The 16139-nt window shown below is 44.3% G+C and carries 13 protein-coding genes; 6 read left to right on the forward strand and 7 right to left on the reverse strand.

Annotated features, from left to right (window positions below; translation table 11 throughout):
* Positions 1-528 precede the first annotated feature (528 nt).
* A complete protein-coding gene (trmL, locus tag L2755_RS17260; RefSeq protein WP_248981919.1) occupies positions 529-990 on the reverse strand; it encodes a tRNA (uridine(34)/cytosine(34)/5-carboxymethylaminomethyluridine(34)-2'-O)-methyltransferase TrmL in 462 nt (153 codons plus the stop codon).
* A gap of 234 nt (positions 991-1224) precedes the next feature.
* On the opposite strand from trmL, the gene L2755_RS17265 reads away from it, so the two are divergent.
* Complete coding sequence (locus L2755_RS17265) at positions 1225-2157, forward strand: LysR family transcriptional regulator (RefSeq protein ID WP_248981920.1); 933 nt, start codon at positions 1225-1227, stop codon at positions 2155-2157.
* A gap of 16 nt (positions 2158-2173) precedes the next feature.
* Here the strand turns inward: L2755_RS17265 and L2755_RS17270 are convergent, their stop codons facing one another.
* From L2755_RS17270 to exaC, 3 genes are all read right to left on the reverse strand, one after another.
* Entirely contained in the window at positions 2174-3049 is an 876-nt protein-coding gene (locus L2755_RS17270; RefSeq protein ID WP_248981921.1) for a YjjW family glycine radical enzyme activase, read from the reverse strand.
* Positions 3050-3056: 7 nt separating this feature from the next.
* Entirely contained in the window at positions 3057-4610 is a 1554-nt protein-coding gene (locus L2755_RS17275) for a YjjI family glycine radical enzyme (protein ID WP_248981922.1), read from the reverse strand.
* 207 nt (positions 4611-4817) lie between these two features.
* A complete protein-coding gene (gene exaC / locus L2755_RS17280) occupies positions 4818-6338 on the reverse strand; it encodes an acetaldehyde dehydrogenase ExaC (RefSeq protein ID WP_248981923.1) in 1521 nt (506 codons plus the stop codon).
* A gap of 236 nt (positions 6339-6574) precedes the next feature.
* On the opposite strand from exaC, the gene acuI reads away from it, so the two are divergent.
* Complete coding sequence (gene acuI / locus L2755_RS17285) at positions 6575-7555, forward strand: acrylyl-CoA reductase (NADPH) (RefSeq protein WP_248981924.1); 981 nt, start codon at positions 6575-6577, stop codon at positions 7553-7555.
* A gap of 84 nt (positions 7556-7639) precedes the next feature.
* Here acuI and L2755_RS17290 read toward each other — a convergent pair whose 3' ends face one another.
* On the reverse strand, positions 7640-8572 hold the full coding sequence (locus L2755_RS17290) for a LysR family transcriptional regulator (RefSeq protein ID WP_248981925.1): 933 nt from the start codon (positions 8570-8572) through the stop codon (positions 7640-7642).
* 464 nt (positions 8573-9036) lie between these two features.
* Here L2755_RS17290 and ardA point away from each other — a divergent pair, with 464 nt between their 5' ends.
* The 3 genes from ardA (at position 9037) to L2755_RS17305 (ending at position 12429) form a co-directional block, all read left to right on the forward strand.
* Complete coding sequence (gene ardA, locus L2755_RS17295; RefSeq protein WP_248981926.1) at positions 9037-10557, forward strand: acrylate reductase flavoprotein subunit ArdA; 1521 nt, start codon at positions 9037-9039, stop codon at positions 10555-10557.
* Positions 10558-10585: 28 nt separating this feature from the next.
* Positions 10586-10939, forward strand: coding sequence for an acrylate reductase cytochrome subunit ArdB (gene ardB / locus L2755_RS17300; RefSeq protein ID WP_248981927.1), 354 nt, complete (start codon positions 10586-10588; stop codon positions 10937-10939).
* 281 nt (positions 10940-11220) lie between these two features.
* Positions 11221-12429 (forward strand): DcaP family trimeric outer membrane transporter, encoded by a 1209-nt coding sequence (locus tag L2755_RS17305; RefSeq protein WP_248981928.1) that lies wholly within the window; start codon positions 11221-11223, stop codon positions 12427-12429.
* A gap of 100 nt (positions 12430-12529) precedes the next feature.
* On the opposite strand, the gene L2755_RS17310 is transcribed toward L2755_RS17305, so the two are convergent.
* The gene (locus L2755_RS17310; RefSeq protein ID WP_248981929.1) at positions 12530-13393 is read right to left on the reverse strand and encodes a LysR family transcriptional regulator; all 864 of its coding nucleotides are present in this window, start codon (positions 13391-13393) and stop codon (positions 12530-12532) included.
* A gap of 121 nt (positions 13394-13514) precedes the next feature.
* Here L2755_RS17310 and L2755_RS17315 point away from each other — a divergent pair, with 121 nt between their 5' ends.
* Positions 13515-14162: a TetR/AcrR family transcriptional regulator gene (locus tag L2755_RS17315; protein ID WP_248981930.1), complete on the forward strand. Its 648-nt coding sequence runs from the start codon at positions 13515-13517 to the stop codon at positions 14160-14162.
* Positions 14163-14210: 48 nt separating this feature from the next.
* Here the strand turns inward: L2755_RS17315 and L2755_RS17320 are convergent, their stop codons facing one another.
* Positions 14211-16130: a methyl-accepting chemotaxis protein gene (locus L2755_RS17320; RefSeq protein WP_248981931.1), complete on the reverse strand. Its 1920-nt coding sequence runs from the start codon at positions 16128-16130 to the stop codon at positions 14211-14213.
* Positions 16131-16139 lie beyond the last annotated feature (9 nt).

Genomic DNA, 16139 nt, shown 5'->3' on the forward strand with positions numbered 1-16139 from the left:
TTACGTGCTACTTTTTCATTTTTAGCGAGTGATGCAAAATCAGGGAACTTCATAAGTTTTACGGTTTATTAATGGTGACTTATTAGATCATACCTTTAATGTAATTGGTATTATCAGTGTGGCCGATATGCTCCTTTCGAGGATAATAAAGAGTAGGCCATTTCCAGGCGCCTACTCTTTCCAATATTGGTCTCGTAAGAGAGTGAGTAGCCCGTTGCTAACGCAATTGTTTTTTTAAGTCTGCGATTTGAGTCTTTAGAGACAACGGTGAGTGGATTTTAGATCAATGGATTTAGAAACTATCAGCGATTTGCATCAATACAGTAGGCAGGATAACGATGGAGTGTTGTAATTGTTTCTTATCGGCGTGGGAATAGAAAGAAATGTCGGGTTTAGGGTGGTCTAGATACGATGAAGCCTTGAAGAGAAAGGCTTTATCGTATTATCGGTAAGTGTAGGCTGCGACCATTTGGATTAAAGATTGGTGTATGAATGCTACATAAGCAGGTATCTAGATCAGCTTAGTGATTACGCACCTTGGTAATCTAGTTGTCGCCAAGCTTCATAACTGATGATAGCGACTGCATTTGATAGGTTAAGGCTGCGGCTCGTCGACATCATCGGAATACGCAGGCGTTGCTCAGTAGGAATTGAATCAATAATATCGGCAGGGAGGCCTCGGCTTTCAGGCCCGAACAGCAACACGTCATCTTGTTTAAAGCTGAGCTCTGAATGTGGGCGGCTACCTTTAGTAGTACATGCCATAATTCGCTTGCCTTGCATTGCTTCAAGAAACGACTCGAAGTTTTTGTGATGAATTACATTGGCCAGATCTGCATAATCTAACCCAGCACGGCGCAGCTTTTTATCTTCTAAATCGAATCCTAATGGCTCAATCAAGTGCAGCTTGCAGCCATTATTAGCGATTAATCTGATTATATTACCGGTATTTGGGGCTATTTCGGGTTCGTAAAGCGCTATATGAAACATGCTGGCCTGCCTAAAAATGTATGAGCTGAGATTATTTTAATCTGCAAAGAAGAGTTCGAATGCTGTTATTCGATCAAGACTCAATGAATAGTGCATTATACGGTAAAAACTGGTTCGCGGAAAATAGCCATTCAGCGTGAAGGACGTCTAGATTATGGGGATTGCTGATATACCTAAAGCTTATTTATCTCTATATTCGAGTATGTCGATACACGTTTTACCTTGGGCATTGTTATGGATCTCACCAAACTCTCACGGATCAGTATGAAACACTTGATCACTTTACATGTGATGCTCGATACGTTGAGCGTGACTGTTAGTGCAGAACGGTTATGCTTAAGTCCTTCGTCGGTAAGTAAAACACTAAGCCAGCTGCGTCAAAGTCTAGGTGACGATCTATTTTACCGGCATGGAAACAAACTCGTCGCTACCCCTCTAGCGCGTCGTTTAGGTCCAAACGTACATCAGATCATCAGTGATATGAACCTGCTAGTGAATCAGGAAGCGTTTAGCCCTGTGGCTTATCGAGGTCGGTTCTCACTAGCGATGAGAGAGAGCACCTTTGAGTTACTCGCTGCCAAATTAACTGCACATATACTGCTATTAGCTCCTAATATTCGCCTCGATATTTTTGCTAAGGACAGTTTCGGTTTTGACGGGTTAGTTAAAGGCAGCTTGGATTTTATCGTATTGCCCCATGATCGCAGCCAGCCGCCTATAGCCCTGCATGAATTGGTGTGGGAGACCTTAATAAATGATGAGATGATATGTTTAATGAATCCAGTTCATCCTTTGGCTAGCCAGAACAGCATCTCTATAGATGACTATCTCGGATATAGCCATATCGGTATTAGTGATACGGATCTGAATCGTCCCTTTTTTGAAATGAAACTGGCACAGCAAGCGCGTAATCGAGCGGTACCCTTGACTGTGGCAGATTTTGGTAGCGCAGCGCTAATGTGCCATCACAGCGAGCTGCTATTTACCTGCTCACGCCATTGGGCCGAAAATGCGATTCAGGCTCAAGGATTAGTGACTAAGGCGCTACCACTCGATTACGGTGAGGTTGCTTACAGTTTAGTGTGGCACAAGCAGAGCATGAACGATCCAGCTCAGCGGTGGTTCTATGAACAGCTGGTAGCCTTTACACGGCAGCAGTTCCAGTAACGTTATGGATAGGAGCCTATAGATAGATGTCAGGTAAAATAAGGTTATTGACGCCACGCTGAGTCAGATCATTGGCAAGTTGTCGCATTTGCGCCTCAGTGCAACTTGGCCACATTAATGCTTCTCCTGTAACGCCATGATGTTGAAATGCATTTAGCTTTACGCGTACATTCGACGGCAGTTGAGTTAAATAGTGAGCTACGGCGTCGACTTCGCTGTCAAAGTCGCTTACTCGTGGAATGTGCAATAAACGCACCTCATACAACTTCCCCAGCTCTGCTAGCATCTTTAATGTGCTGAAAATACGATGGTTACCTCGTCCAGTAATATAGTGGTGGGTATCTTGTTGCCAAGCTTTAAGATCAATCATGGCACCTTGTATAAAGGGTAATACTTGTTGCCAACCATTTAGGCTTAGACTGCCGTTACTGTCTATCATGCAGCTTAGGTGTGATAAATCAGGGCTTGATTGCATCGCTCGAAATAACGCAATAATAAACGGCAGTTGTAGACTCGCTTCGCCCCCGCTGACAGTGACGCCATTAATAAAGTGTACTTGAGAGCGTATAAGGTCGAGTATTTCTCTAACGCTGTACTGCTGTGTTTTTGGTGTTGACTGCTTAGGACAGACCGATAGACAAATATCGCATTGACTGCATAAGCTCTCATCCCAAATTACCCTATTGTTATTATCATCAGCAATGAGTGTCAGGGCTTTCTTTGGGCACGTAGGTACGCAATCACCGCAACTATCACACAAGTCTATTGTGTGAGGATTATGGCAGTTTTTGCAGTTAAAATTACACCCTTGCAGGAAGATGACAAGCCTGCTGCCAGGCCCATCGACACAAGAGAAAGGAATAATTTGATTAACGATTGCGACTTTATTCAAGTTGGCATTACTTCGCGTAGCTTGGCGCCATTTCATGGGCAACGACTCGTGGCTGTCGTTCAAGGATCTTAGTGTTTACAGCCGCTTCTGCACCTAATCCTGTGGTATTGGTTCGTGAACCAACCTCTTTGAATCTGGCAATGTCAGATAGTTTAACCATGTAACCTGTGACACGGACCAAGTCGTTAGAGGCCACGTTAGCGGTAAACTCGCGGAAACCTAGATTTAATGCGCCTTTACAGAGTTGGAACATGGCTTGTGGATTTGATTTAACCGTTTCATCAATCGTGAGAATATCGCTGATCCCAGAGGTGTAATACTGATGATGTTCGGCAAGTGCTTTAATGTGTGCTATTGGATTTGGCTCTGTGCCATAAGGAATACGCACGCCAGGCGTGACATCTTTATCTAGGCTAATACCGCCTTGAGAATGTAGCAGTGCCCGGCCGTTATAGCCATAGTCAACTGGAGTCGATTTGACGATGGTATCCAGTGCTTTTGATATTTTATGTCCAAGCTCATTCGCCGCTTGATGGTGGCCGTAGTGCGGACTTGGTTTCTCCGCATGGGATTCAGTTAGCTCTGGATTACCTTGCAGAATATTCACCGCTTCTGCCATGCCGAAAATTCCGAACATCGGGGCAAAGCGAGACTCTTCAATAAGCCCCTCTGTGACTAGGAAACTGTTGAAGAAGTTAGACTCTTTATGCAAGAAACTACAGCGAGCATTAATTAGCTCATAAGTTAACTGACAGTATTGTGGCAAGATATTGTCAAAGAAATCATTAATGTCTTTAGCTTTCAATGCAACCTCTTTGAGGTTAAGTCGAACCAAGGTATTAGCTCCGCCTGCCAATGGTAGTGAGTTATAACAGCTTACAATGCCAAAGCCCCTTTGATCATAAGCATTGGCGTGCATTGGATAGTTGGCAATATGCGGTTTACTGCACTCACAAATATTGGTGGTTGCAACTTGCAGTAGTTCATCGGGTGTCACTTGTGGGTCGTACATAAAAGTCAGATTCGGCGCGATTTGTTTAAGCTCGGCGTCAATTCTTAAAATGGTGCGGCAGACAATGTTATCGGTTGGCCCAATATTAACGTGCATAAAAGCATCAGGCAGGGTGCGGTCTAGCATTATCCAAAATAGCTTCAGTTTACGATATAGGCTTTCGGTATCGAGTCCCTGACAGAAGGGCAGTAAAATTTCATCGAGCTGGCCTAGAAACACCGGAATATTTGTCACTGATGGGACGTGATGGTAAATGATGGTTAGCGCAATTAGTGCCTCATCTAGGTTTTGCGCTGGGCTAAGTTCTAAATATTCAGAGCCTTGTTGTAGATATTTTGCATAATCAGGCAAAACATATCGAGGTTTAAATGGTGCATGACCTTCAAACATATCGCCGATAATACCCGACTCCATAGCCTGTTTAACAGGCTCAGACACCGCAACATATGGCAAGCTGGAATCTGCTTCTAGCGCTAAGAAGTTAGATTTTTGCTTTGGAGAAAGTGTTGGGTCACGGGTGATCTGAGAAAGTCTTTCTTGTAAGGTCATGGCGCAATATCCATTAAAATTTTATGGGTACTATATTAAGGCTTAGTCAAGGGATCTCTATAGTGAAAAGCGGGCAAGGTGGTATTTCCATTATGGAAATCTAGCAAGGTAGATCTCGCTTTTAACGATGATGGCAAAGCCAAACATAGCAGCAGTGAAGTCAGCCGCTATATTTGGTTTTTGATGTGGCTAAAATACTGATGTTACTTAGAAGAATCCGAGTGGATTAATATCGTAGCTAATAAGGAGGTTCTTAGTATTTTGGTAGTGATCTAGCATCATTTTATGGGTCTCACGACCAATACCAGATTTCTTATACCCTCCAAAGGCGGCATGAGCCGGATAAGCGTGATAACAGTTGATCCATACGCGGCCGGCTTGAATTCCGCGCCCCATTCTTTGAGCGGTATTCATATCACGTGTCCATACCCCTGCGCCAAGGCCAAACTGGGTATCATTGGCAATAGCTAAGGCTTCGGCTTCATCCTTAAAGGTGGTGACTGAAATCACCGGGCCGAAGATCTCCTCTTGGAAGATCCGCATATCATTAGTGCCCTTTAAAATGGTCGGGCTGATATAAAACCCTTGGCTATGTTCGCCTTCAAGCTTACAGATATCGCCACCCACCAGTATCTGTGCACCTTCATCTTTGCCGATTTGTAGGTAGCTGAGGATTTTATCGAACTGCTCTTGCGACGCCTGAGCACCGACTTGAGTGTCGGTATCGAGTGGATTACTTTGTTTAATGGTTTTGCAGCGTTCAATCACCTTAGCGATAAACTTGTCGTAAATTGACTCCTGGACCAATGCTCGTGACGGACAAGTACAGACTTCACCTTGGTTAAAGAAGGCTAGAAGCATGCCTTCCACCGCTTTGTCGAGATACTCGTCTTCATGCTCCATAACGTCAGCAAAATAGACATTGGGCGACTTACCACCAAGCTCAACCGTTGATGGGATCAATGACTCTGCCGCACACTTCAAAATGTGGTGACCCACCTCAGTTGAGCCGGTAAATGCCAGTTTAGCAATTCGACTGCTGGTCGCAAGTGCCTGCCCCGCTTCCTTGCCAAAACCATTCACCACATTAAGTACACCTTTAGGTAGCAGGTCCTCAATTAACTCGAGCATCACAAGAATCGAGGCTGGGGTCTGCTCGGCGGGCTTTAACACCACACAGTTGCCCGCGGCTAATGCGGGCGCAACTTTCCAGGCCGCCATCAAGATAGGGAAGTTCCAAGGAATAATTTGCCCTACAACGCCTAACGGCTCCGGAAAATGATAACTAACAGTATTGGCATCTATATCGGCGGCACTGCCTTCTTGGGCGCGAATACAGCCCGCAAAATAGCGGAAGTGGTCGACAACCAACGGCAGATCTGCAGCCAGCGTTTCGCGTACGGCTTTACCGTTATCCCAAGTCTCGGCTACGGCAAGCAGCTCTATATTCTGTTCAATACGATCGGCAATCCGCAGTAGGATATTCGAGCGCTCGGTGACTGAGGTCTTGCCCCAGCTATCTTTAGCGATGTGGGCGGCGTCGAGTGCAAGTTCAATATCGCTAGCATCTGAGCGAGGGATCTGACAGAACACTTTGCCATCGACGGGTGAAGGGTTATCAAAATAGACACCATTGACGGGTTTAATCCACTCACCACCAATAAAATTTTGATATTGTGATTTGAAATTAATGATGGCATCGGGTGTTCCTGGTTTGCTATAAATCATACTTATATTCCTTGTACGTTTTTTATGCGACAACTCAGTGTAGCCTCAAAGTAACCGTTGAGGTATAGGAATAAAGTCGAGTAGTCCGCTGCTAGGTTAATTCGCTATATTACTGCTCGGCAGTTTAAATTTTCGTACTACATGCATTCTGTGCATTGTCTCCATGCAAAATATGCACTTTAGTCATATAGGTTTATGGCCTATGCTTCTCCCATCAGTTTAAATAGGAACTTGTCATGTTTAACGCGCTAGTTTTGACCCAAGAAGAAAAGCTTACCCAAGCTCATGTTCGTCAAATTTCAGAGGCAGACTTGCCTGAAGGTGAGGTTTTGGTTGATGTTGCCTGTTCATCACTGAACTACAAAGATGGCCTCGCGGTTACTGGTGTCGGTAGGATCATCCGTAACTTTCCGATGGTGCCGGGTATCGACTTTGCTGGGACTGTAGTTGAATCAAGTGACGAGCGCTATAAAGCGGGTGACAAGGTTATTTTAACGGGCTGGGGCGTCGGTGAAAACCACTGGGGTGGCTTAGCTGAGAAAGCGCGTGTTAAAGCTGATTGGTTAGTCCCTATGCCAACGAACTGCGATGCAGCCAAAGCGATGCAAATTGGCACCGCAGGTTTAACGGCAATGCTGTGTGTACAAGCATTACAGCAAGCAGGTATTAAACCCAGTGATGGTGATGTATTAGTTACTGGCGCCAGTGGTGGTGTCGGCAGTATTGCGGTGACCTTGCTAGCGCAGTTAGGTTATCGCGTCGTGGCAAGCACTGGTCGTGTTGAGCAAAATGGCTCTCTACTGACAAAGCTAGGTGCGAGCGAAGTGATAGAGCGCAGCGAGCTTGAAATTGATGCCAGACCGTTAGAGAAGCAGCGTTGGGCCGGTGTTGTTGATACTGTCGGTAACAAGGTACTCGCAACAGCATTAGCACAAATGCAATATGGTGGCGCGGCAGCCATTTGTGGTCTTGCTGGCGGCTTTGCACTGCCAACTACCGTGATGCCATTTATCCTACGTGGGGTAAACCTGCTAGGTGTTGATTCTGTATCTTGTCCGTTTGAGAAACGCCAAGCAGCCTGGGAAGATGTGCTTAAATTGCTTCCTGCAAGCTACTATCAAGATGCTTGCGAGACTATCGCACTTGAACAGGTACCTGAGTTTGCGCAACGCATAATTAAAGGCCAAGTCACAGGTCGAGTGCTGGTTAAGCTTTAATTCTTTCGCTATATAAAAAAGCCCAGTTAATAGCTGGGCTTTTTTATGTCCACTTATTAGTCTTCTCCTCTTTTAAGCGAAGCTCTAACAGTTCTGTGGCGACTGACTCAGCAAGCTTTGAGTGGCAGCGGTGATCTCGTTACGTAGCCATTGCTGCGCTTTATCTTGTTCACTGCGTGAGTGCCAGAATAAGTTGTAATCTAAATTCGGAAGTTTAAAGGGCAGCGGTTTAACCTTTAATCTGTGTCGCTGTGCTGCTATCTCTGCCATGCCTTCAGGTAGCGTAATAATTAAAGGGTTAATTGATTGTAAAGCTAAGGCGGTATCGAGATGAGGTGTCCTCAGTAACTCTGTGCGCGCTGGATACTGGCTTATGGCGTCGTCGAGCAAGGCTTTAACGCCATCACTTATTGCAATGGTTGCGTGGGGATAATGTAGATAATCATCGAGCGTGATATCGGTGTCTGCCAATGGATGGTTAGGCGACAATAAACAGCTGACACCGACTTTACCCAAGAAGGTATGTTGCAGTTGTCCGCTTTGACTTATCGCGCGACAAATCGCCATATCGGCACCTTTCACGCTGAGTTGTGCCTGCAGTTCCTTATGTTGAACTGGCAGTATTTCAAGTCTAATATTTGGGGCTTGTTGATAAATGTTTGGTAGAATAAAAGGTATTAAAGCTTGCATCGCATAGTCAGTGACTGCAATCGAAAACTGTTGTTCACAATCAAATGGAACAAATGCCTTCGGGGTTAATAAGCTAATGAGTTGTCCGGTAGGTTGTTGTAACTGCTGGTAGCAATCAAGTGCAAACTGGGTAGGGACAAGATGTTGGCCAACCCGGGAAAATAGCGGATCATTTAACATATTTCTGAGTCGAGCAAGAATGCGGCTTGTTGCAGATTGACTTAAGTGTAATCGCTTGGCTGCTTGCGTGACACTGCGCTCTTCAACCAGAATTTGCAGGGCGATTAACAGGCTTAGATCTTGGCGGTAGATCTCTTCTAATTCCATAATATTCTTTGTACACCCAATCAAGTCGCTTCTTTACTAATATGAGTATCATGATGACATAGAAGCTTACCGCTCGGTAATTTTCTGTTTTATATCGATAAGGTTTGGATACTGGAGACCCAAAGTTGGTGTGTTGTTTACAGTAAAGTAACGTTAGCAGGCTTGTTATAAATGTAGTCGTAACGTACTTGTTATCGTTATTTGTGAGGAATGGTATAAAGCAAGTCAAAGTGTGATAAATCAGCGCTATATCGGTTTTGTTGAACGGTAATTAGCAGTGGCGCATCATTTGGAACTCATTCCAAAACACCCCAAAAGTAGTAAAAATCTTAAACATTAGATCTATGCTTTAGTTTCTGAATGTTGTCATATTGTTTTAAATAAACATCCGCTTAACTCCCGTTTTGGAACTCATTCCAGTCTTATCATTGTTGCGTCTAATAAAACTAATAGGGTGATGACAGATGAGTAATAAAGATCTGCTAGGACGCCGCAATTTCATTAAAGGAATGGGAGCTGCTGCAGGTGTTGCAATGGCAGCGCCAGCAATGGCCATTTCTGAAAAAGCGGACGGTGTTAAATGGGACAAAGAAGTAGAAGTCCTTATTATAGGTTCAGGTTTTGCAGGCTTAGCGGCGGCAATCGAAGCGACGCGTAAAGGCGCAAAAGATGTGCATATCTTCGAGAAAATGTCGTACTTCGGTGGTAATTCGGCCATCAACGGTGGCTTATTTGCAGCACCGGGTACGCCGATGCAAAAGACTGAAGGCGTACAAGACTCTGTAGATAGAATGGTCAATGATCAGATGAAAGCGGGTCGTGGTATTGCTGATGAAGCTTTATTACGTCACGTCGCAGAGCATGCGGTTGAAGCACTGCAAATGACAATGGACGCAGGCTCTGAATTCCATCCATATCTACAACAATTAGGTGGTCATTCAGTTGCTCGTACTTACCAAACAACTGTAAGTTGTGGTGCTGGTATTACTCAGCCCTTACTTAAAGAATGTCGCAAACTCGGCGTTCATACTCATAATCGTACGAAGTTTGAAGGCTTCTTAGTGAGTGAGAAGGGCGAGGTTGTTGGCGTTAAAATGCGTGAGAACTATCACTTTGGTGAAGATCAACCTGGTGACGTTACTAATATTCGCGCAAAACGTGGCGTTATTATGGCGACGGGCGGATTTGCACAGAATGTTGATTTACGCATGGCACAAGATCCAACCTTAACCGCTGAAGTGGGTTGTACTAATGCACCAGGTGCAACGGGCGAAGGTATGTATGAGATGTTCCGCTTAGGGGCAATTCCTGTACATTTAGCTCACATCCAGTCTGGCCCATGGGCGTCACCTGATGAAGGTGGTTTTGGTTATGTGTCAAATTACTCTATCTATAACTTCCCTCATTCAATGGCCGTCAACCGTTTAACGGGTAAGCGCTTCATGAACGAAATAGCCGACCGAAAGACGCGTGCTGACGCAGAGCTGGCCTGTCGTGATGCCAAAGGTGAAGCCTTACCGCCAATCTTGATTACTAGCTATAAGGATTCTAAGAAGCATCCAAATACCAAGAAAGTAATTAAATACAACGTAGGTTGGAAGTTTGATTCAGTTGAAGAGCTTGCTAAACATTTTGATGTGCCGCTTAAAGCCCTTAAAACTCAGATCGCAGAGTACAACGAATACGTTAAGTCTGGTGATGATAAGCAGTTCGGTAAGAACATGACTAAGGCCAAAGACAAGTTTATCGAAGCGCCATTTACCGTGGTTCGTCTATGGCCAAAAGTTCACTACTGCCAAGGCGGTGTGCAGATCAATGCTAAGGCAGAAGTGAAGGACAGCTTTACTGGGCAGTCAATTAAAGGCCTGTATGCAGCGGGTGAAGTGTGTGGTGGTGTTCATGGTGTGAGCCGGTTAGGTAGTTGCTCAATTCCTGAATGCATGGTGATGGGTATGACAGCTGCACGCAGTGTTATGCAAGCCTAAATCAGCCAGATAATAAGAGGAATGAGTGATGATTAAATTAAAAGCCGTATTGGCGCTAACATTCGGTTGCCTATTGACGCTATCTGCTCAAGCGGTTGAGCAACGTGAATATCATAAGGAAGTGATTGGAAAGGACTGTAAAACTTGTCATGACAATGGCATTAAGCAGTTCCCATCGGATCAGGCTTGTTTACAGTGCCATGATATTGATGACTTAGCCGAGCAAACAGCCCGTAGCGAAGAAGATCAGTGGCAAAATCCACATAACAACCTTCATTACGGCAAAGAGCTACCGTGCCAGGAATGTCATGGCGAACATCAGCCTAAGAAACCAATGTGCAACAACTGCCATACCTTCAAGTTCGATAAGCATAAAGAGTAGTTTACTTAAGCTTAGTGATTCTCCCGCCTCCGGCTAGTACCGAAGCGACCAACCATATTTAGAGTGTGTCTTCTGAATATGGTTGGATTTTTCATAATGACAAACATCAGATCTATTGCTCCCTGCAAAAGTGTTTTTGATCTAGGTGTTTGATAACGCCTACCAGTACAAGAAGCGACGGCAGTTGCTTATTGCGGCTGAATGGTTTCAATGTGAAGCGCCTTCTCTTCGTCATCTCTTTTAGGGAAGGTTATTTTAACAATAAAAATAATGGTGATGTGATGAAACAAAGTACATGTTCAGTCAAAACAAACTCAGTGAATAACCCATGCGATAAAGACAATAGCAGATTGAGTATCATTGGAATTCTGGTAGTTAGTGCTCTGTCAGTACCCTGTGTGAACGCTTCGGTTTTAGAGAGTACCGAGGTGCAATTCGGTGGCTATATTAAAGTCGATGCAATGCTAAGTGATTATAGTAATGGTGCTCCAGGCTCTGGTGCTATTTCTAGGCAGTTCTATGTACCGGGGGCTATATATGGTACTGCAGGCAATGGTGAGCAAGTTATTGATTTTCAAGCTAGAGAATCTAGATTTAATTTCAAAACAGTCTCAAATTTAGAGGGCCATAAGCTGACAGCTTTCATTGAGCTCGACTTCATGACGCATGCAGACGGTAATGAACGGGTTTCCAACAGTTATTCTCCTCGAATTCGTCATGCATTCGTAAGCTATGATCATTGGACCTTCGGGCAATCATGGACCACTTTTCAAAATCCAGCAGCCTTACCTGAGAACTTAGATTTTGTCGGAGCGGCAGAGGGGACTCCCTTTGTACGCCAATCCCAAATACGTTACACCAATGGTGGCTTCCAATTTTCAGTAGAAAATCCTGAAACGACCCTAAATGAGTACCAAAGTGCGTCGCGGATAGTGAGTGGCAGTGGCATGGTTCCTGATTTTGTTGCGCGTTATAATATTAAGACGGAAGGAGGGGCCAAACTATCAATTGCTGGTATTGCAAGACAGCTAAATGTAGAGACTAGCCAACTGGATTCGACTGCATTGGGCTATGGTGTGAGCTTCAGTGGTATCTTACCTGTTGGTAAAGATGATATTAAGTTTACGGCCACATACGGTGATGGGCTGGGGCGTTACATGGCTCTTAACTATGTGAATGCTGGTGTGATCAATGCTGATGGCGATATTGAGGCTATTACCTCCTATGGTGGTTTTATTGCTTACCGCCATTGGTGGGATGAAAAATGGCGCACAAGTGTGACAGCTTCAGCATTTAGTGCGGATAATAATGTCAGTTTGATGGATGAAAATGTCAACAAAGACTCATTTTCTGGCTATGTTAACTTGCTCTACTCCCCTATTAAGCCGTTAACGTTCGGGGTCGAGTATATGTATGCTAAGAACAGTAAGGAAAGTGGTATTGAAGGTGAGCTTAACCGAGTGATGTTTTCTGCCAAATACGCACTTTAGCTAACTTGAGGCATTATTTATAACCACATTATGACGATGTCTAAATAACATAGGAGGCCTAAGGCCTCCTTTTAGGCATTCCTAAACGCAGAGATATTGACTACTGTTGATATTTTTCAGTGTTTGCTTTGATCAATGAGATGAGCTGGTTGGTTGTTTCTGTTTGTGTCTCTGGATTTAGGTACAGTGACTCATTAAACATCGGTAATGGTGGAATGTTATGCTCAATAGGATCGAGTATTTCCATTTGATCATTAATGCGAAACTCTGCAATAGGGGCAATCACTAAATCATTCTCAACCGCCATGCAAAGTGCTGTTGGCGATGGTGTTGAAAGTAACACACTCATTGGGCGCATTGAGATCTGATGGTTAGCAAATACTTGCGCACGAATAGGGCAGTTTTCTGGGTATAGCGCCATTGGTACGGTTTCACGCTTGTGGGCATTGCCCCCTTTAGCACCTACCCAGTGAAAACGACGCTCAAATAACAGTTCACCATGACCTGCGGCGGGAACTTGCCAGTGAGTGGCAACAATCACATCGAACTCACCGTTATGAAGTCGCTTATAAAGGTTACCGCTGACGTCAGTATCAATCACTAACTCAATGCAGGTAAACTCACGAATAAACTCCAATAAGCAGCTACCGAGATAACGGTGGATGTAATCCGTTGGTACCCCAAGTCGTATCACTTCACGGTTTCGACAATCTTTTAGCTCATCAAGTGCTTGAGAGCTGAGCTGCATCATCTTATAGGCATAGCTGAGTAAGGTTTTTCCTGATTCAGTTAGGGAGACTCCCTTATTGTCCCTTAGCAGTAAAGGTTGACCAACAGTCTCTTCTAACTTCTTGATTTGCAGACTAATAGTGGATTGTGTGCGGCAAAGTTTCTCAGCCGCTTTAGAAAGGTTTCCAGATTCAACTACCGCGATAAAGCTTTCCAAAAGTTCTATTTTCAGCATGGGCTATTGAGTTTGTTCATGATGCCATCAGTATTACTCAATATCGATGAAACTAATAGGTTGTTACCTTATGGTTGTGAACTGCAAATAGATGAAATGTTAAAACTGTGAAGAGGTCGACATGAGTAATTGGCAACAGCGAGAACGCTACTTAACTGACGTTGCGGAGCGGTGCCTGCGTGGTCATAAAAGCTTTGATCTACGCCGTTCTCATTTGGTTGGTGCGAGTCAGATCTCTAAAGGCACTATCTACAATCATTTTCCAAGCGAAGCAGATTTAATGGTAACGGTGGCTACGGCGCACTTTAGAAGGCGCTTGGAAAGAGCCGTTATCGACCAGAGCCTGTATCAAGACTGTTTAACACGCTTTTTAATGCACCATTGCTGGTCAATTCGTGACGACCTCTTGCATGACCGTTTTATTATCTCAAGAGTGATGCCAAATCCTGAACTTCTAGCACTAGCCTCTGACGACAGTCGTTGCGCGTTTGAACAAGTTTATGGCGACTATATTCAATGGAATCATCAATTAATCAAAGCTGTTGGTATCGTTGAGGGTTTTAATAGAACCGAACTAGTCGCCAACTATCTACGTGGCGCTCAGATCAACTGTGATGATGCGGGTAAGCACTATAATGATGCTAATTTATACCACCAGTTTAGTTACGCATTGTCACAATTAATGGGACATTCTGATAAGCGCATCCCCAAGTTGAGCGACTATAAAAACTGGCTTGCGTCATTAGAATTGACGGCAAGCGCGGCTTAGTAAACTAAGTAATATTAAAGTGGTGGCAGATCTGCGCTCTGTTAGGTATTAGACACTAAATTGACCGCTGTCTTTTTGTAATTGCTCGGTTAACTTTCCGAGCTGTAGTGATTGAATTGCCACTTTGTCAGAAATAGAGGCGACATGTTGACTGACCTCCTCTATCTGTCCCAAATTTTTAGTGAGTTCAGTGGTCGCTAATGCTTGCTCCTGGCCCCCTAAAGCGACGGAGGCTAACTGTATTGTAGAGTCCTGCACTTGTTTCACAATATGATGAAAAGCCTCTTCAGTGTGTTCGGCTATTTCATTTCCTTGTGACATTTCAAGCAGTGAACCCTCCACTAAATCAATACTTTTTGAGGCTGCCACAGCAGTTCGATTGGCGAGAATTCGTACCTCATCGGCCACCACTGAAAACCCTTTTCCATGCTCGCCAGCTCTAGCTGCCTCTATCGCTGCATTGAGTGCTATCAAATTAGTTTGCGCGGCAATGTTACTGATCTCATGCATGATATGGGCAATTTTATTACCCGAATGGTTGATGTCTTTGAGCGAGTTAATCAGTGATTGCATGCGCTGGTGGCCGTTATTTGCTAGCGTCAAAGTTTGATTGCTCTTACTACTCATCGTATTGGATGAATCTGCCGTCGCTTGCGTTTGACTGTCAATTTCCAGCAGTGCAGAGCTCATTGAGGAAACAAAGGACAACTGCTGGTTTGCACCACTGGCAAGTTGTGAGCTGTCGAAGTTAAGTGAGTTAGAAGTCAGTTGAATAGCATCGGTACACGTTTTAACTGAATGCACGATCTCAGAAAGATTCAGCCGCATTTTATTAAGCGCAAGCCCAAGTGCATCTTTATCACTGGCCAAGGTTACTTGGCGAGACAGATCGCCATGAGCAATTTGTTCTGCGGTATTGATTTGTTGGCGTTGAATATCAATTAAACGTGATAGCGCCTTGGCGATATGACCGAGTTCATCTTTGCGGATGAGTGTGGCTTGCCATGCAGTCGGGTTTAGGTTGCAGAGCTTGATATCACCTTCAGACAAATCATCAATTGCCACTGATATAGTACTCAAATTTCGAGTGACTACGTTGACTAGTTTTACGACTAGAAAGGCCACGATAATAATCGCGACCAAGGCTACGATGGCGCTAAACGTCACGAGTTGACGTTGGCTCTCTTTAATGACCTTGGTTTTGACTGCACTCACAATTATCCAGCCACTAAGAGGCTCCGCTACTGCCCAGCCCATGTACGATTGGTGCTGCTCCTCAAAGCTCACAAGTTGATTGTTAGCTTGGCATATTTGGTTAAAGTTAGCCATGTTTTCGGGCTGGCTTTGCAGAGCATGATGCGCTACCAATAGGCATTTTTTCGATAGAATAAAAGTATTGCTGTGTTTGTTTACCTCGCCAATGTTGACATAGTCTTGATAAAAATCATCTAACGGTAAACTCATAAATAACACATTGTTGTCGGCAACCTTGACTGCAAAAGTAACCAACAGTTTACCGTCCACTCTACTTTTTACTGGATCTGATATCTGCGCATGTTGGTTTTCTTGAGCCTGAATAACATAGCTCATGTTCGCATAATCCTTGCCAATACGTTGGGTGTTACTGGCGGCAATAGCGATTTTTTTACCACTCAATAACGCAATATTACGCGCGCCAACCTGTTGAGCGATTGCGTTAAGGTGTTCAGATGTTGCTTGCAGGTATTGAGGGTCATCAATGGCCATCAAAATAAATGGACTCTTTGCTAGCGCATTGATGGTGTTTAGATGGCCATCTACCCAACCCGCAATATTGTTCTTTAATAGCGCGGCACTTCCCTGAATAGTACTTCTTGATGCGCGCTCCATCGCATTTAAACTGACAGTAATCGTGACATAAGCAATGACAATAAAGCCTAACGTCACTAAAGGTATTAATAAGGCATTAAACCTATGGCGTAATTTCATAAATACCCC

The sequence above is a fragment of the Shewanella abyssi genome, assembly GCF_023284025.1.
Classification (GTDB): Bacteria; Pseudomonadota; Gammaproteobacteria; order Enterobacterales; family Shewanellaceae; genus Shewanella; species Shewanella abyssi.

Coding starts and splice junctions, on each gene's coding strand:
- trmL (WP_248981919.1), bottom strand. CDS start 990: ATGTTTCATATAGCGCTTTACGAACCCGAAATAGCCCCAAATACCGGT.
- L2755_RS17265 (WP_248981920.1), top strand. CDS start 1,225: ATGGATCTCACCAAACTCTCACGGATCAGTATGAAACACTTGATCACT.
- L2755_RS17275 (WP_248981922.1), bottom strand. CDS start 4,610: ATGACCTTACAAGAAAGACTTTCTCAGATCACCCGTGACCCAACACTT.
- exaC (WP_248981923.1), bottom strand. CDS start 6,338: ATGATTTATAGCAAACCAGGAACACCCGATGCCATCATTAATTTCAAA.
- acuI (WP_248981924.1), top strand. CDS start 6,575: ATGTTTAACGCGCTAGTTTTGACCCAAGAAGAAAAGCTTACCCAAGCT.
- L2755_RS17290 (WP_248981925.1), bottom strand. CDS start 8,572: ATGGAATTAGAAGAGATCTACCGCCAAGATCTAAGCCTGTTAATCGCC.
- ardA (WP_248981926.1), top strand. CDS start 9,037: ATGAGTAATAAAGATCTGCTAGGACGCCGCAATTTCATTAAAGGAATG.
- ardB (WP_248981927.1), top strand. CDS start 10,586: ATGATTAAATTAAAAGCCGTATTGGCGCTAACATTCGGTTGCCTATTG.
- L2755_RS17305 (WP_248981928.1), top strand. CDS start 11,221: ATGAAACAAAGTACATGTTCAGTCAAAACAAACTCAGTGAATAACCCA.
- L2755_RS17310 (WP_248981929.1), bottom strand. CDS start 13,393: ATGCTGAAAATAGAACTTTTGGAAAGCTTTATCGCGGTAGTTGAATCT.
- L2755_RS17315 (WP_248981930.1), top strand. CDS start 13,515: ATGAGTAATTGGCAACAGCGAGAACGCTACTTAACTGACGTTGCGGAG.
- L2755_RS17320 (WP_248981931.1), bottom strand. CDS start 16,130: ATGAAATTACGCCATAGGTTTAATGCCTTATTAATACCTTTAGTGACG.